Source organism: Kineothrix sp. MB12-C1, assembly GCF_030863805.1.
In the GTDB taxonomy this organism is placed as follows: Bacteria; Bacillota; Clostridia; order Lachnospirales; family Lachnospiraceae; genus Kineothrix.
This window is the reverse complement of record NZ_CP132957.1, coordinates 1972668-1998709: the sequence shown is the minus strand read 5'-3', so window position 1 is coordinate 1998709 and position 26042 is coordinate 1972668. Positions and strand designations below refer to the sequence as shown.

Here is a 26042-nt window from a genome sequence, read left to right as displayed (position 1 = left end):
GAACTATAGCTGAACGATTAGTATTAATTCATATGCTTAAATTGTCCGGGGGTGTAACCGGTAGTCTTACGGAAGGTACGGATGAAATTGGAATAATCGTGAAACCCGGATAAATGGCAGGCTTCGGCGACGGTATGCCCTCTTAAAAGAAGTTCTTTCGCCAAGGCAACCCTCTTTACTACAATATACTGGAATATACTGCTTTCGGTTTCATATTTGAATAAATGACTGATATAATATTTATCGAGAGAAAGATCTTGTGAAATAGAATCGAGAGTCATAGGTTTTGTTAAGTTCTTATCGATATAACTCATGATTGCCTGTGCTTTGTGAGGTTTGGGAGATGCCTCGGAAAAACTTGTTTTGTTCCAAATGCTGTTAACAAAAATAAGAATCTGGAGTAATGTAGTTGTTGCCGTCAAATCGCTGCCGAAAGAGCGGCGATTTTTCATTGCATTGCAAAGCGTTTGAGCCATCGAGACAAGACTCGTATATTCCTCATTTGAAAGCAAAATCAGATTGCCTATACCAGGCTCTCTGTGAAAACAATTTAAAAGGTTGGTATCAGGAGTGCAGTAAGGGCGGACAAAAGAGGAGTTGACATGGATAACAAGGCGTGTGAACTCTGCCTCCGCGGTATTGACCGCTTTATGAATTTCACGGTCGGAGAACAAGATTAAGCTTCCGGGTTCCATATCATAGCAGATATCCTCTACAAAATATTGGATATGGCCGTCCATCAATAAATAGATTTCATGGCTGTTGTGCATATGGAAATCTACATTTCCGGCCTTATAGCTAGTAGTAAAATTACAGCTAAAAGGAACGGAAAATTTATCATAATGATAGGAATTTTCTTTTCTCATGGCTTCCTCCGGTAAGTTGGTGTAAGTGATATACAATATTTCAGACTGATTAATTATTTTAAATAGACAATATACGCATGTTTTTTCTCAATATACGCAAACAAATGGATTAAAAAGTAATATATAATTAATTTAACATAAAATAATGGAAAATAAAAGTACGAATATAAGTAAGAAAGAGAATATTCATAAAGGAGGAGGTTATGGTTAGGGTTGGGATAATCGGGTGCGGGAATATGGGAGCAGTTCATGCTAGGGTATTGAATAAAATAGAGCAGACGGAACTATGCGTTTTTGCGGATGTTTATATGAAAAGAGCGGAAGAATATTCCGGCCGTTTCAGCGAGGGCCAGGCAAAGGTATTCCACAGTCTTGAGAATATGTTGGAGGCAGAAGACCTTGATGTGCTACATATCTGTACTCCGCATTATTGCCATGTTCCTATGGCAATAGAGGCTTTGGGCAAAGGACTTCATGTTTTTATGGAAAAACCGCCGGCAATAAGCAGAGAGCAGTTTGAGAAGCTGTTTGCAGCTTCGAGGCAAAGTACGGGAAGGCTCGGCATTTGTTTTCAAAATCGATATAACGAAACGACCAGAAAGGTAAATGAACTTTTGGCAAAGGGGGTTCTTGGAAGAATAAAAGGAGGAAGAGCTTTTGTGACATGGCATAGAGATGAAGCTTATTATAGAGAAAGCCCATGGAGAGGAAAGCTCAGGGAAGCGGGAGGGGGAGTACTGATGAATCAATCCGTTCATACACTGGATCTACTCCTTTCTTGGCTTGGAAGGCCGATAAGAACGGAAGCGACAATGATCAATCACCATCTGAAAGAAGGAATAGAAGTGGAGGATACGTTGGAGGCTTATATGGTTTTTACAGAGGGTGAAGAACCTGTAAGAGCCAGCTTCTATGCTACTACGGCATACGCTGCAGATGCGCCGGTTTTTGTGGAACTTATTTGTGAGAATGGATTTATCCGGCTGGATGGAAATACTGTTCAGTACCGGACAAAGGAACAGGAAGGACTTGTAGTATGGAATGCCGGACAACCGGACTATCCGGGAAAGGCTTATTGGGGAGGCGGGCATGAAGCTTGCATCAGAGACTTTTATCGTTGCTTGGAATCGGGAAAGACTTACGGCAATGAGCTGACTTCTGTTCAGAATACGTTCTATACGATGATGGATATTTATGATTCGGCACGAAGTGGGAGGAGATAGGTCATGGATAAAGTGAGAATGGGAATTATAGGAATCGGGAATATGGGAACCGTGCATATAAAGAACATCTTAGATGGCAAAGTTCCCGAAATGGAAGTGACAGCGGCGGCAGACCGCGCGGATAGCAGGCGGAGTTGGGCAAAAGAAAACTTACCCGAATCTGTGGTAATTTTTGAAGAAGGAAAAGATTTGATAGCCTCAGGGGTATGTGATGGAGTTCTAATCGCGGTACCGCACTATCAGCATCCTGAGCTATCAATAGATGCCATGAATCATGGTCTGCACGTAATGTGCGAGAAACCGGCAGGTGTTTATACTAAGCAGGTTCGAGAGATGAATGAAGTCGCCTTGAGAAGTAATATTGTTTTCGGGATGATGTTCAATCAGAGAACCAACTGTATTTATCGGAAGATGCATGAACTTGTGACGGGCGGAGAGCTTGGTACTATCAAGCGAGTTAATTGGATTGTTACGGATTGGTACCGCACGCAGTCTTATTATGATTCGGGAAGCTGGCGGGCGACATGGGAAGGAGAAGGCGGCGGAGTATTGTTAAATCAGTGCCCTCATAATTTGGACTTACTTCAGTGGATATGCGGAATGCCGAGTAAGATACAGGCGTCTTGTCATAACGGCAAGTGGCATGATATTGAAGTGGAAGACGATGTGACCGCTTATTTGGAATATGCCAACGGAGCTACAGGAGTGTTCATTACCTGTACCGCGGATGCCCCCGGAACAAACCGGCTTGAGATTACTTTGGAAATGGGGAAGCTGGTCTGTGAAGATAACAAGATTGTACTTTACCAATTATCGGAGAATGAGCGAATCTTCTGCAAGACGGCAAAGGGAGGCTTCGATGTTCCGAAATGTAAGGTAATAGAAATAATAACAGATGGGGAAAATGAACAGCATATAGGGGTATTGAAGTCTTTTGCCGGAAAGATTCTTCGAGGAACACCTTTAGTCGCAGAAGGGACGGAAGGAATTAACGGACTGATGTTGTCGAATGCGATGCATTTGTCAGGTTGGCTGGGACAGGCGGTGGAACTGCCGTTCGATGAAAATTTATTTTTGGAAGAGCTTGGCAAACGGCGTAAGGAATCTAAGAAAAAGGAAGGAACCGGAACAGTATTTGACACAGAAGGAAGTTATTAATGAAAGGAAAATTAATTATGTGGGATGGAATTCGATTATCAGGGTTTGCGGATGAAATTGATATGGACTTAGGAAAACAAATAGAAGTATTAAAAAAACTCGATATTCATTATGTGGAGATGCGCGGAGTCGACGGCAAAGGATTGGTAGAGCATTCCATAGATGAGGTGAAGAAAATTAAGAAAAGATTAGATGAAGCAGGAATCAGGCTGTCTTCTATAGGCTCCCCAATCGGAAAAATAAAGATTACCGATGATTTTCGTGCGCATATGGAGCTTTATAAACATACTGTCGAAATCGCACATGAAATGGACGCACCGTATATTCGTATGTTCAGTTTCTTTATGCCGGAGGGGGGCGGTTATTTTCCTTATCGGGAAAAGGTCATGGAGCGGCTAGGGCAGTTTGCAGATTATGCGAAAGCAAATCATGTCGTACTGCTTCATGAGAATGAGAAGGATGTTTATGGGGATATGGCATGTCGTTGTCTGGAAATTATGAAAGAATTCTACGGGGAACATTTTAAAGCTGTTTTTGATTTTGCTAATTTTGTGCAATGCGAACAAAATACAGTGGAAGCGTATGAAATGCTGAAGCCTTATATTGCGTACATCCATATAAAAGATGCCAGATGGGCGGATGCCGGTGTGGTTCCGGCAGGCATGGGAGACGGTCATGTGGAGGAGCTTCTTAAACGGCTGAAAAACAGCGGATACGAAGGCTTTTTATCTCTTGAGCCTCATTTGAGTGACTTTGCCGGATTCAGTACGTTGGAGCAACAGGCTTCCCGGAAGAAGAAAATGAGCGGAGAAGAGGCTTTTACTCTGGCATATGAGGCTCTTGGGAATATTCTGAAAAGAATTTAGGCTTAAAGAGAAAATGCTGTTATTCTTGCAGGCATGGAGATACTCATATATGATGATATAAAAGGAGGGTATGGGTATGTCTTATAAAGTTATTATTATAGATGATGAAAAGGAAATAAGCACAGGATTTGCACAGTTTTTTCCGTGGACAAAGTTAGGATTCACGGTTTCTGGGCAGTTTTCGGGGGGAGTTCCTGCGCTTGAATATATAAAGTCAAATCCTGTCGATATAGTTATAAGCGATGTTATTATGCCGGGTATGACCGGAATTGAATTTGCAAGAGAAATATCGTTGTTAGAGCTGGAACCACGGCCGTTGGTGATTCTGTTCAGTGCGTACGATGAATTTAAATATGTACGCGAGGCGATGAAATATAAATGTACGGACTATATACCCAAGACGACAGAGTACGAAGAATTGATACAGATATTCACTTCCCTTAAGAAACAATTGGATGAACGGTGCTCCGCATCTGCTGATGAGGATAAAGAAGATAAGATAATAACTCAAATTAAAGAGTATGTAAAGCAAAACCCGGCAGACGCCAATCTGGAAGAAGCGGCCTCGAGAGTATATATGAGTGCATCCTATATAAGCCGTTACTTTAAGCAGAGGACAGATTTGAATTTTTCGGATTATGTTTCCTCATATAAAATGCAGCTGGCATCGGAAATGCTGATGGATTTACAATATAAAATATATGAAATAAGTATGTTTTTTGGTTATGCGAATCCCGTTAATTTTACCCGTTCTTTTAAAAAGCATTATGGGATTTCGCCCAGGGAATTCCGTTATGAGAAAATGGGTCGTATTCTTCCGGAGGATGAGGAGAATTCATGATGAGACGACGTTTTTTTCTTAGAAATTTCCTTCTTGTGACACTTCCGGTCGTACTGGTTATTATATTGCTGGGTTTGATAACGATTTATATCATTAACTCTAGTACGAAAAGGTCAATCACCGATATCAATACCCAAACGGTAAATCGTATCAGGGAAAGTACGGAACTGATATTTAGTGAAGCGGATGCGCAAAGTCTCAACTACAGCATCACGCCGTATGTGATGTTACAATTGGAGTCTTTATTGGAAAACGGATATTCTGATAAGGAGCATATGGATACTTCTTATATGATTAAAACTTTTGTGGATTCTAATGTGAATTCAAAGGAATATATTCATTCTCTTTATATCTATCTCGATAACACGCACAATAACTTCTTCGCTTCCTTTGTCGGTTTGGCGAATGTTTCTAACTTTCGCGATACCGAATGGTTGGAGAGGGAGCGGGAGATACCCTTGGAACAGAAACAATGGTTGGAAATTCGAAATATAAGCTCTTATGCGATGACCTCTTATTCGACGGATGTTCTCAGCATATATAAACGTATTTATGCATCGAATAAAACGAAACCAATCGGAGTATTGGTTTTGAATACACAATTGGAATATTTGAATGAATTTTATCAGGACTATCTTTCTTATCCCGGGCAGGCGATTTTACTCTTAAATAAATCGGGAGAGGTCCTCAGCATGGCGGGGGCTGCGGATTTATTTTCTGTACGCGACTATGTCGATATGAGTGGCTTGGATAAATTATATTATATAGCGAGAGAAGATAATAAAGCCTATGGCATAACCTATCTGTCCCTTGTGCCGAGGGCTGCATTATATCAGCAGTCCGGAGATATTCTTCGTTTGGTTATAATGGCTATCATAGCGTCGTTTTTTCTGGGCGGTACGATTGCGTTTATGGTAACGTGCAGAAATACAGAAGATATAAGTGCAATATTACAGCTTGTGGAAGCGGCGGAGAATGGGAAGGAATTGCCGGATATAAAGCCGTCTACCGATGTTTACGGATACATTACTCAAGGTATAGTAAAGGGATTTCTCGAAAAGGCAGCATTGGATAGGCAGTTGGTTGAGAAGAAATATCGTCTGGAGACTATGTATTTTTCTTTTCTTCAATCACAGCTCAATCCCCATTTTTTGTTTAATACACTCAAAAATATATTCTGGAAGGCTATGAAATTGACCGGTCAGCCTAATGAGGCAAGCCACATGATAGATCTTCTGGCTAACGTATTATATTATACCTTAGTAAATCCCGACAGATATGTTGAATTACAAGATGAAATCAAAAACACGGAAAAATATATAGAAATACAGCAAATGCGATTTGATAATGATTTTTGTGTAGTATGGGAGACGGAAGTCGACGCTCGCGAAATAAAATGCATTAAATTTCTGCTTCAGCCGTTGGTGGAAAACAGTATATCTCATGGTCTGCAATATGTAGATTCGGGAAAAATAGTGATAAAAATTGTCCGGGAAGGTTCGGCGGTGAAATTTTCTGTTATAGATAACGGAGCGGGATTCCCAAAGTCACGGTTTTGTCAAGTCTATGAATGGATGCGCGGAGAAGATCCGCCCAAGGAAGGAATCGGACTGTTCAACCTTAACAAGAGGCTTGTGCTGACTTACGGAGAAGAGTCTTCGCTTAAGATTTCCAGTATTCCGGGGAAGGAAACCCGCATTGATTTTTTGGTACCGCAAAATATGATTAATTAAACAGAGGAGAAAGAATGAAAGAATATTTTAAACGAGGAACTACAGTGCTTTTTTATGGAGACAGCATTACGGATGCTTCCAGAGACAGGGAGAATCCTTGGCATATGGGACATGGGTATGCGAAGAAAGTCGCAGATATCTATAATGCATTATATCCGGAAAGCAAAGTGAAGTTTTTTAACAGAGGAGTCGGAGGGGACAGACTGTCCGATTTGCTTGAGCGTTATGATGGGGATGTGCTCCCTGTAAGACCTGACTTTGTCTCGGTGCTTATAGGGATTAATGATACTTGGCGCAGATATGACAGCGGTCTTATTGTTACGGCGGATGAATTCGAAAAAGAATATCGTTATTTATTGGAGCGTTTACATTTAGATTTTCCGGAAAGCAGGATTATGATGATAGAGCCGTTTCTTTTACCGGCGGATAAAGAGAAAGAGTGCTATTGGGAAGACCTCGGCCCTAAGATAGAAATAGTGAAGCGTCTTGCGGCAGAACTGGCAGACTTCTATCTTTCCTCGGGCCAAGTGTTTGAAGAAGAAATGGGAAAAGGGGCTACCCTTTTGCAGCTGTCAGAAGATGGAGTGCACCCTACGAATGAAGGACATAATTGTCTGGCGGTAAAATGGCTCGAAATCATTGACTCTATATAAAGAATCAATATAAGTAATTATATATAGGCGATAATCAAGTAATGATATTATATGTCAATAAATGAATGATTGCTTTGTTGTTTGGGTTTTCAAAGATAAGAAACAGCAGCATCGCTACCTATTAATGCCGGATGATAAAAGGTATGATAGATTATAGAAATGAGAGGTTATCTCTAAAGAATATGGCTAAATAGGAGGAGGAAACAGCAATATGAACAAAAAAATGGTAGGGGTATCACTGGCTTTTGCATTGTTGGCCAGCAGCTTGATTGGCTGCACAAAGCCATCATCGGAACAGGGAGTGGCAGCAGAGCGGGCAAGTGAGAATACCGAGACACAAGATGTTCCGCAGGAGGAAGAAAGTGAAGTGAAAGAAACCGGAGAGTTTTCGCCGGCTGATGCCGGAGACATAACGCTACGCTTCGCATGGTGGGGATCCGATGCGCGTCATGAAGCAACTTTGGCGGCGATGGATAAATACATAGAATTGTATCCAAATATTAAAATAGAGGGCGAATATCAAGGATACGATGGATATCAGCAGAAATTAATGACTCAGTTCGCGGGAGGTACCGAGCCTGATTTGATGCAGCTGGACTACTACTGGAATCCGGAATGGGAGGGACAGGAAGACTTATTTGTGAACATGGCGGATACTTCCTTGGTAGATTTGTCTTTGTTCCAGAAGTCAGCGATCGATGACTATATGACGGTAAACGGAAAAGTGATTGGCTTGCCTATGAACAGCAGCGGATTCGGTATTATGCTTAATAAAGCTTTTTTCGATAAGCATGGTCTGTCCATAGATACCGTGTGGTCATGGGAAGATATGATCGAGATCGGAGGCAAAATCAACGCCGAGAATCCCAATGACTATCTTTTTGCTATTGAATCAGGAACTACCACAGGAGGTATCTGTCCCTTCATCTTAAATGCTTATCAATATTCTAAATATGGGCACTATTGGGCAGATGATAACGGCGAGATCGTTGCTACGAAAGAAGAATTGACGGATGCTTTTAATGTGTTGCAGCAGCTTTTCGAGAGCGGAGCGGCACAGCCCCTTGGCGAAGCGAGTCTTTTTACAGGGCAGATGGAACAGAATCCTAAGTGGATCAACGGTGAAATCGGTTTTACTGTCGACTGGACGGCGACGGTAGGAAAATATAAGAATTCTTTACCGGAAGGGCAGTTTGCCGTAGGAAGGCCTCCTTTTGCAAAAGAGTGGGATAATCAGGAAATCAGACTCGTTGCAGGTATGGGACTGGGCGTGAGCGCTCGCTCTGAAAATGTGAAAGTTGCCACTCATTTCGCCAACTGGTTGATGAGCGACCCTGAAGCGGCATTGTTACTTGGAACACAGCGTTCTGTTCCCAATAATAGTCAGGCATTCCAGGCGCTTGTGGACGGCGGAGCCATTGACAGTGAAATCTCCGATATGTTGGCATGGGCGGAAGAAGCACCGGCTGCTCCGGTACCGTTGATTGAGTTCAACAGTGAAGTGGGAGACATCGCAAAAGATATTTGCGAGCAAGTAGTTTATGGGCAGCTCACTCCGGAACAGGCAGCCGATATGTTCCTTACAGACGTACAGGCTAAGATGAATACCGTTAAGTAAAACATTTCAAGAATTCCGAACCCGGCAAGGAATAATCTCGCTGGGTTCGTTTTTTCAAAACAGACACGAGGTCATAATAATTATGAAAAAGAAAAAAGAAAAAAAGTGGAATAATATGGGTTATCTATATATTTTTCCATGGATCATAGGCTTTTTGATTTTCCAGATTTATCCTTTGGGTGCATCCTTATATTATTCTTTTACAGAATATAGCATTACGAATACCCCTATTTTTGTAGGATTTAAAAACTATATTACAATGTTTACACAAGATTCATTGTTCTATACTTCTCTGGGAAATACGCTAAAGTATGTCTTTATGTCATTGCCCATGAAGATTCTTACCGCTTTAATTGTTGCAGTTATATTGAATCAGAAACTGAGGGGAATTAATTTCTACAGGACAATATATTACATCCCTTCTATCTTCGGAGGAAGTGTTGCGATTTCTATTCTCTGGCGATTTTTATTTATGGATGGCGGGCTGGTGAATCAGTTACTGAGTAGAGTGGGAATATCCTCACTTCCATGGCTGTCTAATCCGAAAATTTCTTTATTTACATTAAGTCTTCTGAGCGTTTGGCAATTCGGATCATCTATGGTTCTGTTTCTTGCCGCACTGAAGCAAGTTCCGGAAGATTTGTATGAAGCAGCTTTAATAGACGGGGCAGGACGTATTCACATGTTCTTTAAGATTACACTGCCCATGATAAGTTCTGTTTTATTTTTTAATATTCTTATGCAATTGGTAAATGCATTTCAGGATTTTACAGGAGCATTTGTAATAACCAATGGTGGACCTTTGAACTCCACATACCTTTATGCCCTTAAGCTTTATGATGAGGCATTCAAATACTTTAAAATGGGATATGCCAGCGCACTTTCATGGGTTTTGTTTATTATCATTTTGATTTTTACAGTTGTATTTTTTAGATTTTCAGAGGCGGTGACTTATTATGAAGATGGAGGCGATTTTTGATGAGTGCAAAGGGAAAGAAGAGAATTGCTGCGGCCATAACCCATTTGCTTATGACTGCTCTGGGAATAGTGATGATCTATCCGTTATTATGGATGCTGTTATCGGCGTTTAAAACGAATTCCGAAATCTTTGGTTCGACGGCTTTATTGCCTGTAGAGCCTGTTTGGGATTCCTTTATAAAAGGTTGGAAAGGAACCGGAAAAGTTACCTATACTCAATTTTATATTAATACATTTAAGCTGGTCATTCCGACTGTACTGTTTACCGTATTCTCCTGTTCGCTGGTGGCCTATGGATTTGCGCGCTTCCGCTTTTACGGAAAAAAAGTCTTATTTATGCTTATGATTTCTACGCTGATGCTGCCGAATTCCGTTTTAATTATTCCGAGATATATTCTTTACAATAAGCTCGGATGGCTGAATAGTTACCTGCCTTTTATTATGCCGGCGCTGTTCGCTTGTTATCCATTCTTTATTTACATGATGGTTCAATTTTTCAGAGGCATCCCGGTCGCCTTGGATGAGGCGGCGGAAATCGACGGATGCAATACTTTCCAGGTATATTGGCGTATTCTTCTTCCGTTAATGAAACCGGCGCTGTTCTCAGCGGCAATCTTTCAATTTATCTGGACATGGAATGATTTCTTTAATTCATTGATCTATATTAATAGTGTCAGCAAATTCCCGATCGTGCTGGCGCTTAGAATGTCATTGGATGCGACGGCGGCGGCCAACTGGAATCAGGTCTTGGCAATGTCGGTGTTATCGCTTCTCCCGGGAACTATCCTATTCTTTTCGGCACAGAAATATTTTGTAGAAGGAGTATCTGCAGGAAGCGTAAAGGGGTAATAGCGTGAAAACTTGTTCTTCGTGAGCTGATTTCAGTAAATTTTGCGGCAATCTTTTTGGTATATCGTATGCGGGCGAGTTCACGCGCCCGCTTTAATTCTCCATCTCCTTTATGATATAGTCCTTTCCGGATTCCCCTATTATTCCGAGATACGTAAATTATTATTCCGATGTCGCTGCTATTGCTCCGAATAAGGGATATACTGTTTCTTGAAGAGAGGTAAGATAAGCATATAATTTAGGGAATAAAAATATTCCACTCTTATCTGAGTACGCAAAAGTTTTGAAGGTGGAAAAAGGACTCGAACATATCTGGAGGTATTGTTATGAAAAATGCAATGAAATTAAAAATAATAATAAAAAATTTGAAAAAGAGAAATCTATATCGGTACAGCTCGTAATGTAGAACTTATGTTGGATAGATTTTCAGAAAAATATCTGTTTCGAGGTATCAGAGAACTTTATCTGAAAGGGTGTATTTCTGATTGCGGTGATGGTTGGTCTTGATTCTAAGGCAACTATGGATATGAATGCTATAAGAAAGGATTACTGGTATATGAGAAAACTATTGGTGAAATGTTTGGAGAGATATGTAAGATAGAGTTAGATGATGATATAATATTTGTCTTCCGAAGTATTATTTTAAAAAGTAGGAACGGAGGAAAAAAGCTTCGATTATCAAATATAAAAATCAAAAGATAAACACTACACCATTCCTAACGAAAGAGATATTGCATCTGAAAAATTTTTCCATGATGACAGGTGGCAGAATGTATTATTGAACTTAAATGATCTGGTGAAAATAGGATACTGACGATTTGTTGAACACATGGTATAGTTGCTTTTTATTATTTGTTAATGGCAAACTGTAAAAAGATTTTTTTATGCCGACATATATGGAAATGTTGCTTGACGAGGTCCGTATTCTATACTATCTTGAATTTAAGTGGGAAGCACCTATTTCTAAATAACACATTCGTGATTTCGAAAGGAGAACAAATATATATGAGAAAATTAAGAATGAACGAGGCAGTAGCTGATTAATTGAATACCTGGCATAGGCTTGAATTTTGGTTAATGCCGCACAAAGATTCTTACTTATATAGATTTATCTTGACGAGACACAGTAAGATGTATTTTTTGTTGGAAAAAAGAACACATTTACGTATCGGAATGAATCAATCGTCCGCAGAGACAGCTTATGAAAAGGGTCGTTTTTGCAGTATTATTTTATAATAATAATTTTATACGTTAAATCGATAAAGTTATGATTCAAGTAACTATGACTGCTTTTCCGTTAAGTTATGACTTAAGTAGCTGCTGTGAAATGTACAATTGAATATGGAACCAGACAGCAAAGTCGGGCAATTATCCGTTTAATGAGAGAATGCTTGCGGGAGAGGGCATAGTAACGCAGGTAATCGAGAATGACAGGGTTTTTATGTAATAGCGCAATTTGAAGAATATGAATCGACGAAAATGTAACGCATGAAAATAAAAGAAATAAAGGAGAAAGAACAAATTAGTTCATTCCGAGTATAGAAGATTTATTATAAGAAAATATAGCCATAACAAAACGCCGAATAACTTATCATTAGTTATTCGGCGCTATTATTAGTAAGAAATATTTATATAAAGAGAAGAATTAGTTTAACTTGAATCTACTGACTTCTTCACGAAGCATCATGGCCTGAGATGACATTTCTTCACTTGTTGCAGAGTTCTCTTCTGCGGTAGCAGCATTGTTTTGTACAACAGCAGAAATATGAGAAAGTCCCGTTTTAATCTGTTCAATTGCATCCGCTTGTTCTATGGAAGCCTGTTCGATCTTAACAAATTCTTCTGTTACTTCCCCGGTACTTTTCATTACATTCTTTAAAATCGTATCCATCTGTTTCGTTATCTGCATTCCCTTGGAAACATCGCTGACAGAAGCTTCGATAAGTTCGCCGGTCTGTTGGGCGGCCTCCGCTGATTTAGCGGCGAGATCGCGTACTTCCTCAGCCACAACAGCGAATCCTTTTCCTGCATCTCCGGCACGAGCAGCTTCAATTGCAGCATTTAGAGCGAGAAGATTGGTCTGAGATGCAATACTTTCAATGGCCCTTGTAATATCAGCAATTTGGTTGGAAGAGGAACCGATATTTTCCATCGCATTTGTGAGCTGCATCATTTGAGCATTTCCATCGTTAACCGCATTACTTGTTTGCTTAACTGAATTCGATACCGTATCGATAATAGCAAGGTTTTCTGAACTTTGATGCGAGATTTTTTCGATAGAATCGCTTAATTCCTGTATGGAAGCGGCTTGTTGTGTAGAACCAGCAGCTAATGACTGCGCCGCATCTGAGACTTGGTCGGAGCCTTCGCTGACTTGCTCCGCAGTCGCATTGATAATATGCATTGTCTGATTTAAAGTAGATACCGTATTGCTTATTGTTTCCTTAAGTATCTTAAAGTCGCCGGGATATTCCATATCCACCGTGACACTTAAGTCTCCATCAGCAATTCGGTTAAACTTTTCGGATACATCCTTGAGAATATCACTCATCATCTCATTACTTTTCTGAATAAGTTTTGCCAATTGCCCCATTTCATCGGAACTTTCATATTTGATTTCTGCGTTCATATTACCTTTGGCAACTTCTTCGTATAATTTCATAATTTCATCAACAGGATTCAAGATAGACCTTGTTGTTGTTTTAATAACAAAAATGGTAAGTACAATAGAGGCAATACCACAGCCTAACAGTATAAACCATGAAATATTCATAATAAAGGCAGAGGTTGAATTTTGCTTTGTAGCCTGTTCATTTGCTATGACATCGTATTCGTTAAGAATATCTATTGCAACGTTCAGTGTTGGTCTATATTCATCCCAAAACATTCTGAGAGCTTTACCCCGGTCTTCTTTTGAATCAGTGAGGGTAAGTTCTACAATTTGTTTTCTGATTGCGGCTGAGTCACTGATAGCAATGGTAAGGCGTTCAAGTTCTTCCGCATCGGAGTTATCACGTCTATTACTTTTAAATGCTTCCAAATTCTCAGCAACTATTTTCGCTTTCACATCCGCATCATCAAGAGCCGCTTTGACGTAGCCGGGATCTTCTTCTGTAATAGCTTCCAGTAGATTGAAAAGAACATTCTGCATATTTACTCGTATATTAGTAAGATATGTATTGTTTGGTACTGTATATTGTCCGTATAGTTCCACTTGATTTCCAATAGTAGTAATACTGATTAAGGAAAGCAGAGAAGATAGTATCATTAGGGCGAGAACGATACTAAATCCAGCCCTCAATTTTTTACCAATAGTGAGATTTTTTAATTTGTTCATTATAATGTATTCCCCTTCCGTAGTTTAGAGTCGTATTCCCGCTCTTTTTTTCATAAGTATAACGATGTTATCAGATAAAGGAAATCAAGCTGAGTGTTAGATAGCTTGATTTCCTTTATGTGCATTGTATCATAATTTTAATAGATATGTTAGCATTTTATATAAAAAACACAGTAAAATTTTGATTATCCCCTAAAACACTATATCTATCGCACTATCAAAGGATTGCAACCATTCATTTTACTACTTATTTACTACTGACGAATGAGCCTTGATACGCTGATATTCTAGGATATGCAAAGATATGGTACAGCACATCAGTATTGAAACATCAAAATTAAATAAAGCATATAGACTACGGAACGCACAAATTTCAGCGTTCCTTTTCTATTTGTATAGCAATCTTTTAATAAACCACCTGCTATGCAGGTGTGATAACAATCGCTTTAGCTTACCATACAGGACTGAATTACAAACAGTTTTACTTATTGGAGCAGTGTGTTGTATGGCAGAGGTTAAGTGTTCATCTGGGCTGGAACTGTGATAATGTCCGTGCTTCCTATGATGAAATATCAAAGGCGGTATAAGATGAAGTCTACGCTGGTGCAAAGGCTTCTGTGAAAGCAAATAAAGGACGCTATGAATGTGGCGGTTATATCTACACTGGCAACGGGCAGGATATAGGGCAGTTCTGGGCGAAACTGAATGTCGGGCAAAGTTCCAGAAAGTTTCCTCCAATACCAGCGTTACGAATGGCAGTGACGTGTATTCCCTTGCTGGGGCGGTCTACGGTGCCTATTCTGATAAGAACTGCCAGAATGTTATTGCCACCCTTACGGCTAATAGTAACAGGAATACCGAAGCCATAGAAGTAAAGGCTGGCACAGTATTTATCAAGGAACAGCAAGCTCCTGCTGGCTTTAAGCTGGACAAAAAGGTATATCCGCTGGCTGTAGAAGCTGGCAAAACTGCAACTTTGAAAGTGAGTGACACGCCAAAGGTCACAGAAACCTTGCTTGAGCTTTTCAAGATTGACTTGGAAACAGGAAAAGCCAATGCACAGGGGAACGCTTCCCTTGCTGGTGCAGAATTTACGTGGAAGTATTATGACGGTTACTACAACAAGGATAATCTTCCAGCCAACCCTACAAGAACGTGGACAACACAGACACTTGCTGAAAAAGACAGCGACGGTACGGTTCACTATGTTACCCGTTTAGCTGACAAGTACAAAGTGTCTGGGGACAGCTTCTACACACAAAACGGTATCAACTGTCTGCCTTTAGGGACGATAACGGTGGAAGAAACCAAAGCTCCCACAGGTTACTTGCTAGAGGGTGCATATATGCAAGCCAAAGGAAATGCAAGACTTGAATGTAGACACCATACGGACGGATATACCGACCAGCTCAACGGTCAGTGACGTGCAGATATGGAATGTAGCACAGTCTGGGGAGAACGAGTTTACTGCTACCTACGAAGTAGATCAGCAGATAAAGGAGGGCGACCAGACGAAAACGGTTAGTGCTACCTATAACGTGGCTGTCCATGTGGACACAAACGGAAATATGGTAATCATAAAGAACCCGACCCTTGCCCCAGAACACAAGAAGTCAAGCTATGAGCCAAAGGCAAAGGAAGCAGACGGAACGGTGGACGTTGAAACCATACAGGACGCTACGGCGTTTCTTGAAACATTCTTTAAGCTCTACCCGACAGCCACAGAGAAGGAGCTTGCCTACTATGTGGTTGGGAATGTCATTGAACCGATAAACGGCGATTACCTGTATTCAGAATTGATAAACCCGATATTCTCACAGGACGGGGAAAATGTAAAAGTGAGTGTTGCTGTAAAATTCCTTGATAATCAGACAAAAGCAACACAGATTTCACAGTTTGTGCTTGTGCTTCATAAAGACGGAAACTGGAAGATTGTAGGTTAAAGTAGACTAAGGCTTGCTCCATATTAGGATATGATTTGCAAGCCTTTTACTCATAATATAGGATATTCTATTTGACTCATTTTATTACAGCCCAAATTTATAAGCGTACATTGACACAATGCAAAAATGCGTATATAATAGTTAATGAATACGATTCAATAATCATTCTTAAAGAAAGAAAATAAAAATGGCACGACCTGTAAAGAAACCACCCGAACAATGGAAAAATGAAATTTTAAATGCAGCACAAAATCTGTTTATGTCAAAAGGTTTTGAAGAAACTTCTGTTGCTGATATTATGCAAGCAGCAAATGGGGCAACGGGAATGTTTTATCGTTGCTACCAAAGCAAGGAGGAAATTCTAAATGTGCTTGTTGAAAAATGGGCGGCATTATACGTGCAAAAGATAATTTTCTTACTGGATAATCCTAATAGTACATTTAGCGAAAAATTGGTTGGCATTTTAGATGTAATAAGACAAATGTCCTCACAAACAATTGGTATGGAAGCTTTCTTTACTGCTTCTAATGAAATTGTCTTGAATAAGTTGACTAGACAAATGACTTCAATGTTAGCTCCGTTGCTTGCGTCTGTTTTGAAACAAGGTATAAAAGACGGGATTTTAGTCCTTGAAAATGCGGACTTTTATGCCAATTATATTATTGGTGGTTCTTTAGGAGCACTCAATCATGGAAATAGTATGACAAGAGAAAACATAGCACATAATTTGGAATATCTACCACAAGCAATCGCCAACACATTAAACATAGACATTAGCCTGCTGCTAAACGCCCAGAATTTAAAAGGAGGTGGAAAATGAAAACAAACGGAAAAATTCACATGGTAACTATCATAAAAATAATTATTAGTATTCTTTCTGTTTCATTTGGTATTTTATCATTGATTTTATTGAGGGCACAGGGATACGACTATCCTGTTTATGTAACCATTTTGATGTGTTGTATATCTATTGCGTCCCTATTACTTCTTTCAAGTGGAATATTGGGTATATTGCGTCATAAAAAAATTGAGCAGGAAAAGTTAGAGAGCATAGTAAAATGGGTTTATGCAATTTCAGGTGGCTCTGCACTTTTAATCATTGCACCACTTACTATCATTTTACTCTCGGCACAAGGAATATCTTTTACTGTCTTTCTTCCCTGCTTTTTTGTTACTTTAATCGTGCCGGTAATTCTGATTGTTGTTGGTATTGTGAAGTGTATCAATGTGTGTCGAAGTTAATAACCATTGGAGGAAACATATGGAGAATAAAGATTGCCCTTGTAAAAGAACAAAATGTAAAAGACATGGAAATTGTGACGCTTGCCGAGAACATCACCAACTTTCCAAACACCAGTCTTTTCCAGCCTGCGAACGCATTGAAGCAAAAAAAGAACGAAAAGAAGCCAGAAAGGAACGTAAGAACAGGCGAAAAAAGGTACCAAGAATGAACACTGAAAAATGGGTATTATCAGACGCTAAGAACTTAACAGGTTTTATACGAAAGCTAAGAATGAAAATAGAACCAGACCCACAAAGTCCAAAGTACATTCTTACAGTCTGGGGTGTAGGTTACAAATTCAATGAAGAAAAACCGTAGCTGTACTTCACACTCGTGTGATCTATACAGACTACGGTTTTATTCATTTTCATTTATAGTAGTTTCAAAGAGTTTTACGGTTCGCATGGAAGCCTTGGTCGCTTTCAATACATCAACCAATACCCGTATTTCATAATCATTGCAATCAAGATAGTGTCACATAACAATTCATCAGCCGACACTTTCAGCAGATTAGCAATCGCAACAAGTGTCGTTAGGCTGACGCTAGAATTACCAGTTTCTATATTGCTGACGTGTTGCGGAGTGACACCTATTTTGTCAGCAACCGTTTCCAAAGCCGTCTGTCTGCTTCTGAAAAAGCACATAAAGGAGGTGGTACACTATGAACAATACTGATGTGCCAATTTGGGAAAGATACACGCTGACGATTGAGGAAGCGTCAAAATACTTCCGTATCGGGGAGAAGAAACTGCGTAAGTTGGCAGAGGAAAATATCAATTCTGGATGGGTCATTATGAATGGAAACCGTGTGCAGATTAAGCGGAAACAGTTTGAAAAAATCGTTGATACTTTGGACGTTATTTAGTGAAAATGAGACTGAAGTATGGTATAATATAGGTAGTCGTATCAAGGCTCTTTCTACTTTGAAAGGAGCTTAACATCATGTAAAAAAGACGTGATAGCAAAGGACGAATTTTAAGGACTGGAGAGAGCCAGAGAAAAGACGGAAGATACGCCTACAAATATATAAACGCACTTGGAGAGCCGAAGTTTGAGTATGCTTGGAAACTTGTTCCAACGGATAAAACCCCAGCAGGGAAACGTGAGGATATATCACTCCGAGAAAAGGAACAGTCGATACAAAAAGACCTTAATGACGGTATTGACACAGTTGGAAAGAAAATGACGGTCTGCCAGCTTTATGCGAAGAAGAACAGCCACAGAAAGAACATCAAACGCAATACGGAAAAGGGACGCAAGTATCTTATGGACATTCTGAAAAAAGACCCCCTCGGTGCTAGAAGCATTGATACGGTCAAGCAGTCAGACGCTAAAGAATGGTGTATCAGAAAGAACCCTTTCGACTTTAAATTGAGTGATGTTCTGGAAGATGATACAGAACCTAAGATTGCTTTAACCCCAGAACAGGAAGCAAAACTGTTGTCCTTTATGGAAAGCGACAAGGTTTATGAAAAGTATCGTGATGAAATGATATACGGAGGGAAAAATAACTTTAAAGAATTTATTTATACCTATGTTCATCGAGCAGCTTCTTATGAACATGATGTGGACGGTAAATCCCATTGTTATGGGAAAATATTCAACTTAAGTAACGAAATACAGGAGATAAGTTGTAATATAACAGATGTAGAGCAGTTTATGTGTGAAAATATAGAGGGGACTTATGCAAAAGAACTTTGGAATGAGGAGATTCTGAAGTTAGAAGGAACAGTGCTCGTAAATGCCGTCCCTTCGTATGGGGTAAAATTATTTAAAGTGTGAGTTTCACAAAGACCTGTTATATGGTATATTGAAAGACAGAAAAGAGCGTAAAAAGGGGTAGGAAAAGATGAAGGATAAGGTAAAAAAGATATTCGGTAAAATAATATTATTTTATGAAAAGCGGCCGATAGCTTTGAGCTTGATCGTAAGTTCCTTGATTATTTTTGTTATGGGAATCTTCGTACTTATAGAAGAAGTGTGGCATAGTGGCTTAAGGATAGATGATATATACGGATTTTTCTGGGGCTTCATTCTGTTTACATTATTTATCGTCTTACCTCCGGTTCTAACGCTTATGAATCTAATTTCATTATTTATTAAAAACCCGTCGGAGAAGGCTTTGAGAAGTGATAAGAAGATAGAGCTTTTGATTATTTTCCTGGGGACAGTATATTCTTTTTTATATTTACTCACCGAATTTTCGAATATTGTATTGGAGGATTGGCAGCAGCAACTATACAATAGTCAATTACATACGCCCATTCATACAGGAACAATGCCGACCATATGCGCTATAGTTATCATTGCGTTACTTGGATATTTTCTCCTCCGTTATAAATCGCTGGAGAAGATATCTCCCTTGCTGGCCGTTCTTGGCATCGCTGCTATGTACCTGGGCGCTGTAGGATGTATTCTCTGGATAGTACAGCTTTGGGGCAGCGATTTCAACATATTGGTATTGTGCATACTACCGGCTAATTTTATCGTTATAATTTTAAAAACGATAAAGGATGTGATAAAGGAATGGCGAAAGATTCACCAGCCCGATTTGGAAATGGAATCCAATTTGCCCATAAAAGAAAACCATTTTCCCCAAAGCCCTTTACTTTCTCGCTTTTATTCATGGTTAATGAATTCAGCCAATTGGCCGCTCGTAGGATTACTGTTCACAATTCCTCTTCTTGGGGTCATTATTTTGATTATGATGTTATTCGGTCAGCAGCCGGATAGCGTTATTAAGGCGTGGACAGAAACAGCGGATTGGAATTTCTCTCAGCGCATAGCACCTCAGAATATTATGTATGATCAACATTACCTATGTACTGTGGCGGCTGGCGGGCATAAAAAGATAGTAAAACCGCTGCGCCTCGGAATAAGGCATGGGAATGAAGTTATCGTCAACAGGCAGCTTTGTATTGCAAATGCATTCGAGCAGATTCTGGAAGAAAAGACACCGCGTTTGCATGCATTGATACGAGGGGTGTATGATAAATATGGCTATCCCATTGCAAAGCATATAAAGTCTCCATATACCGCCGATCTTATTTATTTCCTGATGAAACCGGCGGAATGGTTCTTTTTGGCTGTTATTTATCTATGCGACTGCAAGCCAGAGAATAGAATTGCGGTACAGTATATGAAAGGTGAACATAAAATTATAAAACATTAAGAGGAGAAATATTATGAAGAAAGCACTCATGTTAATAACCAGCCTAACCTTAATTCTATTATTTATAGCTGGCTGTGGTAATCAGGGAAGTTCTCAGGAAAGCAACGCGCAGACTGAAAATATTCTTTCAGAGGAGAACATTGCAGAAGAGGCGGAGTTGGAAAGTCTCTCCGAAGAGCATTCCCAGGACTTGATGGATAAAGAAGAAGCGCTAACAGATATTCGTGTGATGGCTTTGAAAGGGCCGACAGCGATGGGCTTAGTAAAGCTGATGGATGAAGCGGAAGGCGGAAGTGTGAACAGCAATAATTATGACTTTTCCATCGTTGCTTCTGTGGACGAGGTAATGCCGAAACTTGTTCAGGGAGAGGTGGATATTGCAGCAGTTCCGGCAAACTTAGCTTCGGTACTTTATAATAATACGCAGAAACAAGTGCAAGTCCTTGCAATTAATACATTGGGAGTGCTTTACATTGTGGATACAGGCAACACTGTTCATTCGGTCGGTGACCTAACGGGGAGGACGATATATGCCAGCGGAAAAGGAGCTACTCCTGAATATGCGCTCAATTATATTCTCATGGAGAACGGAATTGACCCTGAAAAGGATGTAACTATCGAATGGAAGTCTGAGCATACGGAGTGCGTGGCGGCTCTTACTGCGTCTTCACAGGAAAGTGAGATCGCTTTGCTTCCCCAGCCTTTCGTTACAACTGCACAGGCAAAGAATGATAAGATAAGAATTGCTTTGGATCTAAATCAAGAATGGGATAAAGTGCAGACAGAGGACGGGGATTCTAGCGCATTGCTCACGGGAGTCATTATTGTAAGAACTGAGTTCGCGAAGGAATATCCGGATGCGGTAAATGCCTTTCTGGATTCTTATAAGGAATCCGTATCCTATGTAAATGGGAATATAGAGGATGCAGCCGCCCTTATTGAAAAGTTCGATATTGTTCCGGCAGCAGTAGCAAGCAAGGCCCTTCCCTATTGTAATATTACCTTTATAGAAGGTACTGAAATGCAGGAGCAGTTATCAGGCTATCTGAATGTATTGATGGAACAAAATGAAAAGGCTGTGGGAGGAGCGGTTCCGGAGGATGATTTTTATTACAGGAGATAAACCGAATGAGAAAACAACAAAAATATGGGCAGTTCTTCTATGGCTTACCGTATGGGAGATAGGGGCCCGTTTCATTGGGCAGGAGGTACTCTTGGTATCTCCTGTTGTTGTATTGCTGCGCCTGCTGCAGCTTATGACGGTTTCAGAATTCTGGAGTTCCATCGCCTTTTCCTTTTTACGGATTATCGGAGGATTTCTTTTGGCATTGTGTGTCGGAACTTTTCTGTCCGGTATCAGTTTCTTTAGCCGGGTTATCAGGGAGCTGGTACAGCCTCTGATCGTTGTTATGACGACAATACCTGTGGCTTCTTTTATTATTCTCATTTTAATCTGGGTGCCTTCCCGCAATCTTGCAGTGGTCATTTCATTTCTTATGGTATTGCCGATTATCTATAAGAATATTCTGGAAGGAATAGGACAGATGGACGGACAACTTTTGGAAATGGCACAGGTTTTCCAAGTGTCTCGACGTAAACGTCTTCGATACCTTTATATACCTCAGCTCATGCCGTATTTTAGAACGGCAGCCTCTTTGTCCCTTGGACTTTGCTGGAAGGCAGGAGTGGCAGCGGAAGTTATTGGGATTCCGAAAGGTTCCATTGGAGAGAAGCTATATGAGGCTAAGATATATTTGCAGACTCCGGATTTATTCGCATGGACCTTAACTATTATCATATTGAGTGTCAGTTTTGAGAAGTTATTCCTATTTTTTGTGGATAAGTTGTTACTATTCAACCATTAGCATCGCGAGGTGTTTTTGTTAGCGAAGGTTACAGAAAACCCGAGTTTTGCAAGCGCGAAATACTGTGGAGCAGTATTTCTGTGCATGAATTGTTACTAGGAAGCCGTAGGCTGAATGGTAACGATAAGCTAGTGAAAAGAATGGAAGGCTGTTGAAAACGTAAGGGAGTTATAGACAATGGATATCATTATAAATAATTTATCGAAGAGATATGGGAAAAATCAGGTTCTTCACCATCTTTGCGCGAAGATAGAGGAGGGGAGAATCACCTCTATTATGGGACCTTCAGGTGTGGGAAAAACGACTCTCCTTAGAATTCTTGCGAGACTTGAGTCTGCTGATGAAGGAGAGGTGGAAGGAATAGGGCAGAAACGAGTTAGTATGGTGTTTCAAGAGGATAGACTTTGTGAGAATCTAAGCCCTATATCTAATATTCGCCTCGTATGTGGCCGCGGGATATCCGTAAGTAAGATGGAAGAAGAGCTATGCAAGGTGGGACTTCGGGAAAGCAGGATGCAGCCGGTGAGAGAATTATCCGGCGGAATGCGCCGAAGGGTTGCACTTGTCCGGGCACTTATGGCATCTTATGATATTTTGATTCTGGATGAGCCTTTTAAAGGGTTGGATGAAGATAATAAGAGAGAGATGATGGAGTATACTCTCGAAAAAAGTGCCGGTAAAACGGTGATTTTTGTAACTCATGAGGATAATGAAGCGAAGTTCATGGGTGGAAATATTATCCATATGGGAGCATAGTCATTTGGAACCGGAATAAAGGCTTGAAGTCGTATATTTCTTGACATTTATAAGAAAAGAATTCAAAATAAAAAAGATGGCTTAAGGATAAACTCTTCTATAGAGGGAAGGTATCTTACATGAATTATATAGTGTTTGATTTGGAGTGGAACCAGAGCAATACAGGTAAGGAAAAGGAAATAAAGGAAGTTCCTTTTGAAATTATAGAAATTGGTGCATTGAAGTTGAATGAGGAGTTCGAAATAATTGGTGAATTCAACCGATTAATAAAACCTCAGATTTATCGGGAAATGCATCATATTACGAAGAAGTTGATACATCTACGGATAGAACAGCTTCAAGGGGAAAAGTTGTTTAAAGAGGTGGCAGAGGAATTTTTGTCCTGGTGCGGCAGCGATTTTATGTTTTGCACTTGGGGTCCTTTGGACTTGACAGAGTTGCAGCGGAATATGAGGTATTATAAGATACCTCCTCTTTCGGACCGGCCCTTCAAATTTTATGATATACAGAAGCTGTTCAGTATTGCATTTGAGGATAAGAAGTCTCGCAGAACCTTGGAATATGCCATAGATTTTCTTGACATAAAGAAGGATATTCCCTTTCATAGGGCGTTCAGCGATGCGTGCTATACGGCCAAGGTTCTGACATGTATAGAAATGTGGGTGTTTAAGAATATTTCTTTCGATGTTTTTTCGTTGCCCAAGAGTAAAAAAGAAGAAGTGTTTGAAATATTCGATAATTATGCGAAGTATATCTCCAGAGAGTTCGACAGCAAGCAGGACATACTTGAGGATAGGGAGATCATGAGCACAAAATGCTATCTTTGCCGAAAAAATATTAAGCGTAAGATTAAGTGGTTTTCTCCTAACGGAAAACATTATTACAGCATTGGTCTATGTAATAATCATGGATATGTAAAAGCGAAGGTTCGAATTAGAAAGGCAGAAAATGAAAAGCTATATGCGGTAAAAACAATAAAACTGATACCTGAAAGTGAAATGGTCGAGATAAAAGAGAAAAAAGAGCGTACGAAGAAAAATATTTCTAAGGAATAAAATGGACTATCGAACCGCAGATTGAGCCTGTAGGAGCGATAGTCCGAAAAAAACAGGTAAAGGCTACATAAATTTCTGGGGAAATTGACTTATAATACCGGAAGAAAAATAATGGGATATTTTAATAATTGACTGTTCTACCTCAGTGAAGGCTTCGATACTGGCCTCATAGTCGTTCGATAGATGCATTTCTATCTCATGAATGCTTAGTCTCAGGTGTTCGTAAATCATATCGCGCACATCTTCTGTATTATAAAAAGGATTGATGTTGCTGAAGGTCTCAGCCATTTGGTCAGCATTTTGATGCCATCTTTTACTTAATGCTTCGGATTCCGCTGACTGGTCATCGCGCATTGCAGTGATTAATTCACTTTCTATCCTCATATGTTCGGCGAGAAGTTGTTCGATTATGTTAACGGTAGCCGGTGAATAGTAGGTAGTGAAAACCTTAGTGATATCCGCGGGATTTCGTAAAGCTCGTGACATCGTATCGCCCTCATCATCTAATGTATTAGTAGTGCTGACAAGAAGCAGGCGTGTCCAATATGCATGTTGAAGCCATGCCTGGAGCATGCTGCTGTATAGATTACGTTGTATGATGGGATTGGGACATGCAGGAGGATTAGAATCGCAGGAAGTGCTTACGAATTGATCACCTGGGCAGATGGTAATAGAACTTCCGGCTTGAAGATCATAGGGATCGATATTTGGATTTAAAGTGAGAATCTCCGGTACGGTCGTTTGATAGTAACGGGAAAGTTGATATAAATTATCATTTTGGTTAATAACATATTGTATTTTTGAGGGGCGATTCATGATATTACCTCTTTTTTATTTATTAATACTATATGCCTGGAGATGCCTTTTGCCACTTATGTAATATCCCCCTATCAAGGAGAAAAGGAGAAGGATATTTTGCGAGTTTTTGATGGATTGCAATTGATAAAGGAGAGTAAAGAAGAGGTGCTTCCGGGAGTGACATTTGACTTCCCATACCTTGCTTCTTATGTTGAATTCAGTAAATATACGATAACGTATACATCGTGGCATTGGCATAAGGAGGTAGAATTATTCTACATTGAAAAAGGAAGTCTGGAATATTATACGCCTCAAGGTAAAGTAATCTTTCCTGAAAGAAGCGGTGGAATCATTAATTCCAATGTTCTTCATATGACAAGGCAGCCGGTGAACGAGAAAAGTACGATTCAAAAACTTCATATCTTTGATCCTGCTTTAATTGGAGGAAGGCCGGGAAGTTTGGCAGAGCAGAAATATATTCGTCCTTTTATTACGTCTCCATCGATTGAAATCCTTGGATTTTATGAGGGACAGCATGAAGAGATCTTAGAAAAAATAAGAAATTCTTTTAAAGTGAATAAGGAAGATTTCGCATACGAAATTAAATTAAATGAAACACTTTCCGGCATATGGTATCATCTTTTGCAAATAGCGCAGACGCTTCCTCAAGAGAAGAAAGTAAATGGAAAGGTAAATGAAAAGTTAAAAACAATGATAAATTACATTCACGAGCACTATGATCAGAAACTAGCGGTGGAAGAAATTGCCCGGGCAGCGTTTATCAGTGAGAGGGAATGTTATCGGTCTTTTAAAGAGCATATGCGAATAACTCCGGTAGAATATCTAAATAACTATAGGCTACAGATAGCATGTCATTTATTGGCTAATGGCAGGGAATCCATCACTTTTATAAGTAATGCTTGCGGCCTTGGAAGCAGTAGCTATTTTGGGAAGATTTTCCGGGAAAATTTTGGATGTACTCCAGCCGAGTATAGACAAAAATGGCAGAATAATGATAATAATTGTCGTTAATAATATATTTTAAAGTG

The 26042-nt window shown here is 39.9% G+C and carries 22 protein-coding genes and 4 pseudogenes; 22 read left to right on the top strand and 4 right to left on the bottom strand.

What is annotated here, in order from left to right; all coding sequences use genetic code 11:
- Positions 1–23 precede the first annotated feature (23 nt).
- Complete coding sequence (locus tag RBB56_RS09280; protein ID WP_306718577.1) at positions 24–866, bottom strand: AraC family transcriptional regulator; 843 nt, start codon at positions 864–866, stop codon at positions 24–26.
- A gap of 203 nt (positions 867–1069) precedes the next feature.
- Here RBB56_RS09280 and RBB56_RS09275 point away from each other — a divergent pair, with 203 nt between their 5' ends.
- The 9 genes from RBB56_RS09275 (at position 1070) to RBB56_RS09235 (ending at position 10785) form a co-directional block, all read left to right on the top strand.
- A complete protein-coding gene (locus RBB56_RS09275; protein WP_306718576.1) occupies positions 1070–2089 on the top strand; it encodes a Gfo/Idh/MocA family protein in 1020 nt (339 codons plus the stop codon).
- 3 nt (positions 2090–2092) lie between these two features.
- Positions 2093–3247, top strand: coding sequence for a Gfo/Idh/MocA family protein (locus tag RBB56_RS09270; protein ID WP_306718575.1), 1155 nt, complete (start codon positions 2093–2095; stop codon positions 3245–3247).
- Positions 3247–4113, top strand: coding sequence for a sugar phosphate isomerase/epimerase family protein (locus RBB56_RS09265; protein WP_306718574.1), 867 nt, complete (start codon positions 3247–3249; stop codon positions 4111–4113). Before RBB56_RS09270 ends, RBB56_RS09265 begins: the two co-directional genes overlap by 1 nt.
- Before the next feature lie 76 nt (positions 4114–4189).
- Positions 4190–4954 carry a response regulator transcription factor gene (locus RBB56_RS09260; protein ID WP_306718573.1) on the top strand — a complete coding sequence of 255 codons (765 nt, stop codon included), beginning with the start codon at positions 4190–4192 and terminating at the stop codon, positions 4952–4954.
- Positions 4954–6687, top strand: coding sequence for a cache domain-containing sensor histidine kinase (locus RBB56_RS09255; RefSeq protein WP_306718572.1), 1734 nt, complete (start codon positions 4954–4956; stop codon positions 6685–6687). Before RBB56_RS09260 ends, RBB56_RS09255 begins: the two co-directional genes overlap by 1 nt.
- 14 nt (positions 6688–6701) lie before the next feature.
- A complete protein-coding gene (locus RBB56_RS09250; RefSeq protein ID WP_306718571.1) occupies positions 6702–7340 on the top strand; it encodes an SGNH/GDSL hydrolase family protein in 639 nt (212 codons plus the stop codon).
- Positions 7341–7551: 211 nt separating this feature from the next.
- Positions 7552–8958 carry an ABC transporter substrate-binding protein gene (locus tag RBB56_RS09245; protein WP_306718570.1) on the top strand — a complete coding sequence of 469 codons (1407 nt, stop codon included), beginning with the start codon at positions 7552–7554 and terminating at the stop codon, positions 8956–8958.
- A gap of 82 nt (positions 8959–9040) precedes the next feature.
- Complete coding sequence (locus tag RBB56_RS09240; RefSeq protein ID WP_306718569.1) at positions 9041–9937, top strand: carbohydrate ABC transporter permease; 897 nt, start codon at positions 9041–9043, stop codon at positions 9935–9937.
- Positions 9937–10785 (top strand): carbohydrate ABC transporter permease, encoded by an 849-nt coding sequence (locus RBB56_RS09235; protein WP_306718568.1) that lies wholly within the window; start codon positions 9937–9939, stop codon positions 10783–10785. Before RBB56_RS09240 ends, RBB56_RS09235 begins: the two co-directional genes overlap by 1 nt.
- 1645 nt (positions 10786–12430) lie before the next feature.
- On the opposite strand, the gene RBB56_RS09230 is transcribed toward RBB56_RS09235, so the two are convergent.
- Positions 12431–14122 (bottom strand): methyl-accepting chemotaxis protein, encoded by a 1692-nt coding sequence (locus tag RBB56_RS09230; protein ID WP_306718567.1) that lies wholly within the window; start codon positions 14120–14122, stop codon positions 12431–12433.
- 455 nt (positions 14123–14577) lie between these two features.
- Between RBB56_RS09230 and RBB56_RS09225 the strand changes: the two are divergent.
- From RBB56_RS09225 to RBB56_RS18320, 5 genes and pseudogenes are all read left to right on the top strand, one after another.
- Positions 14578–15476 (top strand): annotated as a pseudogene (locus RBB56_RS09225) (MSCRAMM family protein); the annotation flags it as partial.
- Between the two features lies 1 nt (position 15477).
- A pseudogene (locus RBB56_RS09220) lies at positions 15478–16065 on the top strand (conjugal transfer protein); the annotation flags it as partial.
- Between the two features lie 187 nt (positions 16066–16252).
- Positions 16253–16885: a TetR/AcrR family transcriptional regulator gene (locus RBB56_RS09215; protein ID WP_306718566.1), complete on the top strand. Its 633-nt coding sequence runs from the start codon at positions 16253–16255 to the stop codon at positions 16883–16885.
- Positions 16882–17307, top strand: a complete 426-nt coding sequence (locus RBB56_RS09210) for a hypothetical protein (RefSeq protein ID WP_306718565.1) — start codon at positions 16882–16884, stop codon at positions 17305–17307. Before RBB56_RS09215 ends, RBB56_RS09210 begins: the two co-directional genes overlap by 4 nt.
- A gap of 247 nt (positions 17308–17554) precedes the next feature.
- Positions 17555–17665: pseudogene (locus tag RBB56_RS18320) on the top strand (winged helix-turn-helix domain-containing protein); the annotation flags it as partial.
- A gap of 104 nt (positions 17666–17769) precedes the next feature.
- On the opposite strand, the gene RBB56_RS09200 reads toward RBB56_RS18320, so the two are convergent.
- A complete protein-coding gene (locus RBB56_RS09200; protein WP_306718563.1) occupies positions 17770–17961 on the bottom strand; it encodes a helix-turn-helix domain-containing protein in 192 nt (63 codons plus the stop codon).
- Between the two features lie 47 nt (positions 17962–18008).
- On the opposite strand from RBB56_RS09200, the gene RBB56_RS09195 reads away from it, so the two are divergent.
- The 7 genes and pseudogenes from RBB56_RS09195 to RBB56_RS09165 all read left to right on the top strand — a co-directional run bounded on the left by RBB56_RS09195 (position 18009) and on the right by RBB56_RS09165 (position 24195).
- A complete protein-coding gene (locus tag RBB56_RS09195) occupies positions 18009–18212 on the top strand; it encodes an excisionase (RefSeq protein WP_119957511.1) in 204 nt (67 codons plus the stop codon).
- Between the two features lie 107 nt (positions 18213–18319).
- Positions 18320–18841, top strand: a pseudogene (locus RBB56_RS09190) (integrase DNA-binding domain-containing protein); the annotation flags it as partial.
- A gap of 355 nt (positions 18842–19196) precedes the next feature.
- Complete coding sequence (locus RBB56_RS09185; RefSeq protein ID WP_306718562.1) at positions 19197–20519, top strand: DUF6688 domain-containing protein; 1323 nt, start codon at positions 19197–19199, stop codon at positions 20517–20519.
- A 13-nt stretch (positions 20520–20532) separates the two neighbouring features.
- A complete protein-coding gene (locus RBB56_RS09180) occupies positions 20533–21642 on the top strand; it encodes an ABC transporter substrate-binding protein (RefSeq protein WP_306718561.1) in 1110 nt (369 codons plus the stop codon).
- Positions 21620–22384 (top strand): ABC transporter permease, encoded by a 765-nt coding sequence (locus RBB56_RS09175; RefSeq protein WP_306718560.1) that lies wholly within the window; start codon positions 21620–21622, stop codon positions 22382–22384. Before RBB56_RS09180 ends, RBB56_RS09175 begins: the two co-directional genes overlap by 23 nt.
- A 177-nt stretch (positions 22385–22561) precedes the next feature.
- Positions 22562–23140, top strand: a complete 579-nt coding sequence (locus RBB56_RS09170) for an ATP-binding cassette domain-containing protein (RefSeq protein WP_306718559.1) — start codon at positions 22562–22564, stop codon at positions 23138–23140.
- Positions 23141–23259: 119 nt separating this feature from the next.
- A complete protein-coding gene (locus RBB56_RS09165; protein WP_306718558.1) occupies positions 23260–24195 on the top strand; it encodes a 3'-5' exonuclease in 936 nt (311 codons plus the stop codon).
- A 63-nt stretch (positions 24196–24258) separates the two neighbouring features.
- On the opposite strand, the gene RBB56_RS09160 is transcribed toward RBB56_RS09165, so the two are convergent.
- Positions 24259–25011 carry a LysM peptidoglycan-binding domain-containing protein gene (locus tag RBB56_RS09160; protein ID WP_306718557.1) on the bottom strand — a complete coding sequence of 251 codons (753 nt, stop codon included), beginning with the start codon at positions 25009–25011 and terminating at the stop codon, positions 24259–24261.
- A gap of 99 nt (positions 25012–25110) precedes the next feature.
- Between RBB56_RS09160 and RBB56_RS09155 the strand changes: the two genes are divergently transcribed.
- Positions 25111–26025 (top strand): AraC family transcriptional regulator, encoded by a 915-nt coding sequence (locus tag RBB56_RS09155; RefSeq protein WP_306718556.1) that lies wholly within the window; start codon positions 25111–25113, stop codon positions 26023–26025.
- The last annotated feature ends 17 nt before the right edge of the window (positions 26026–26042 follow it).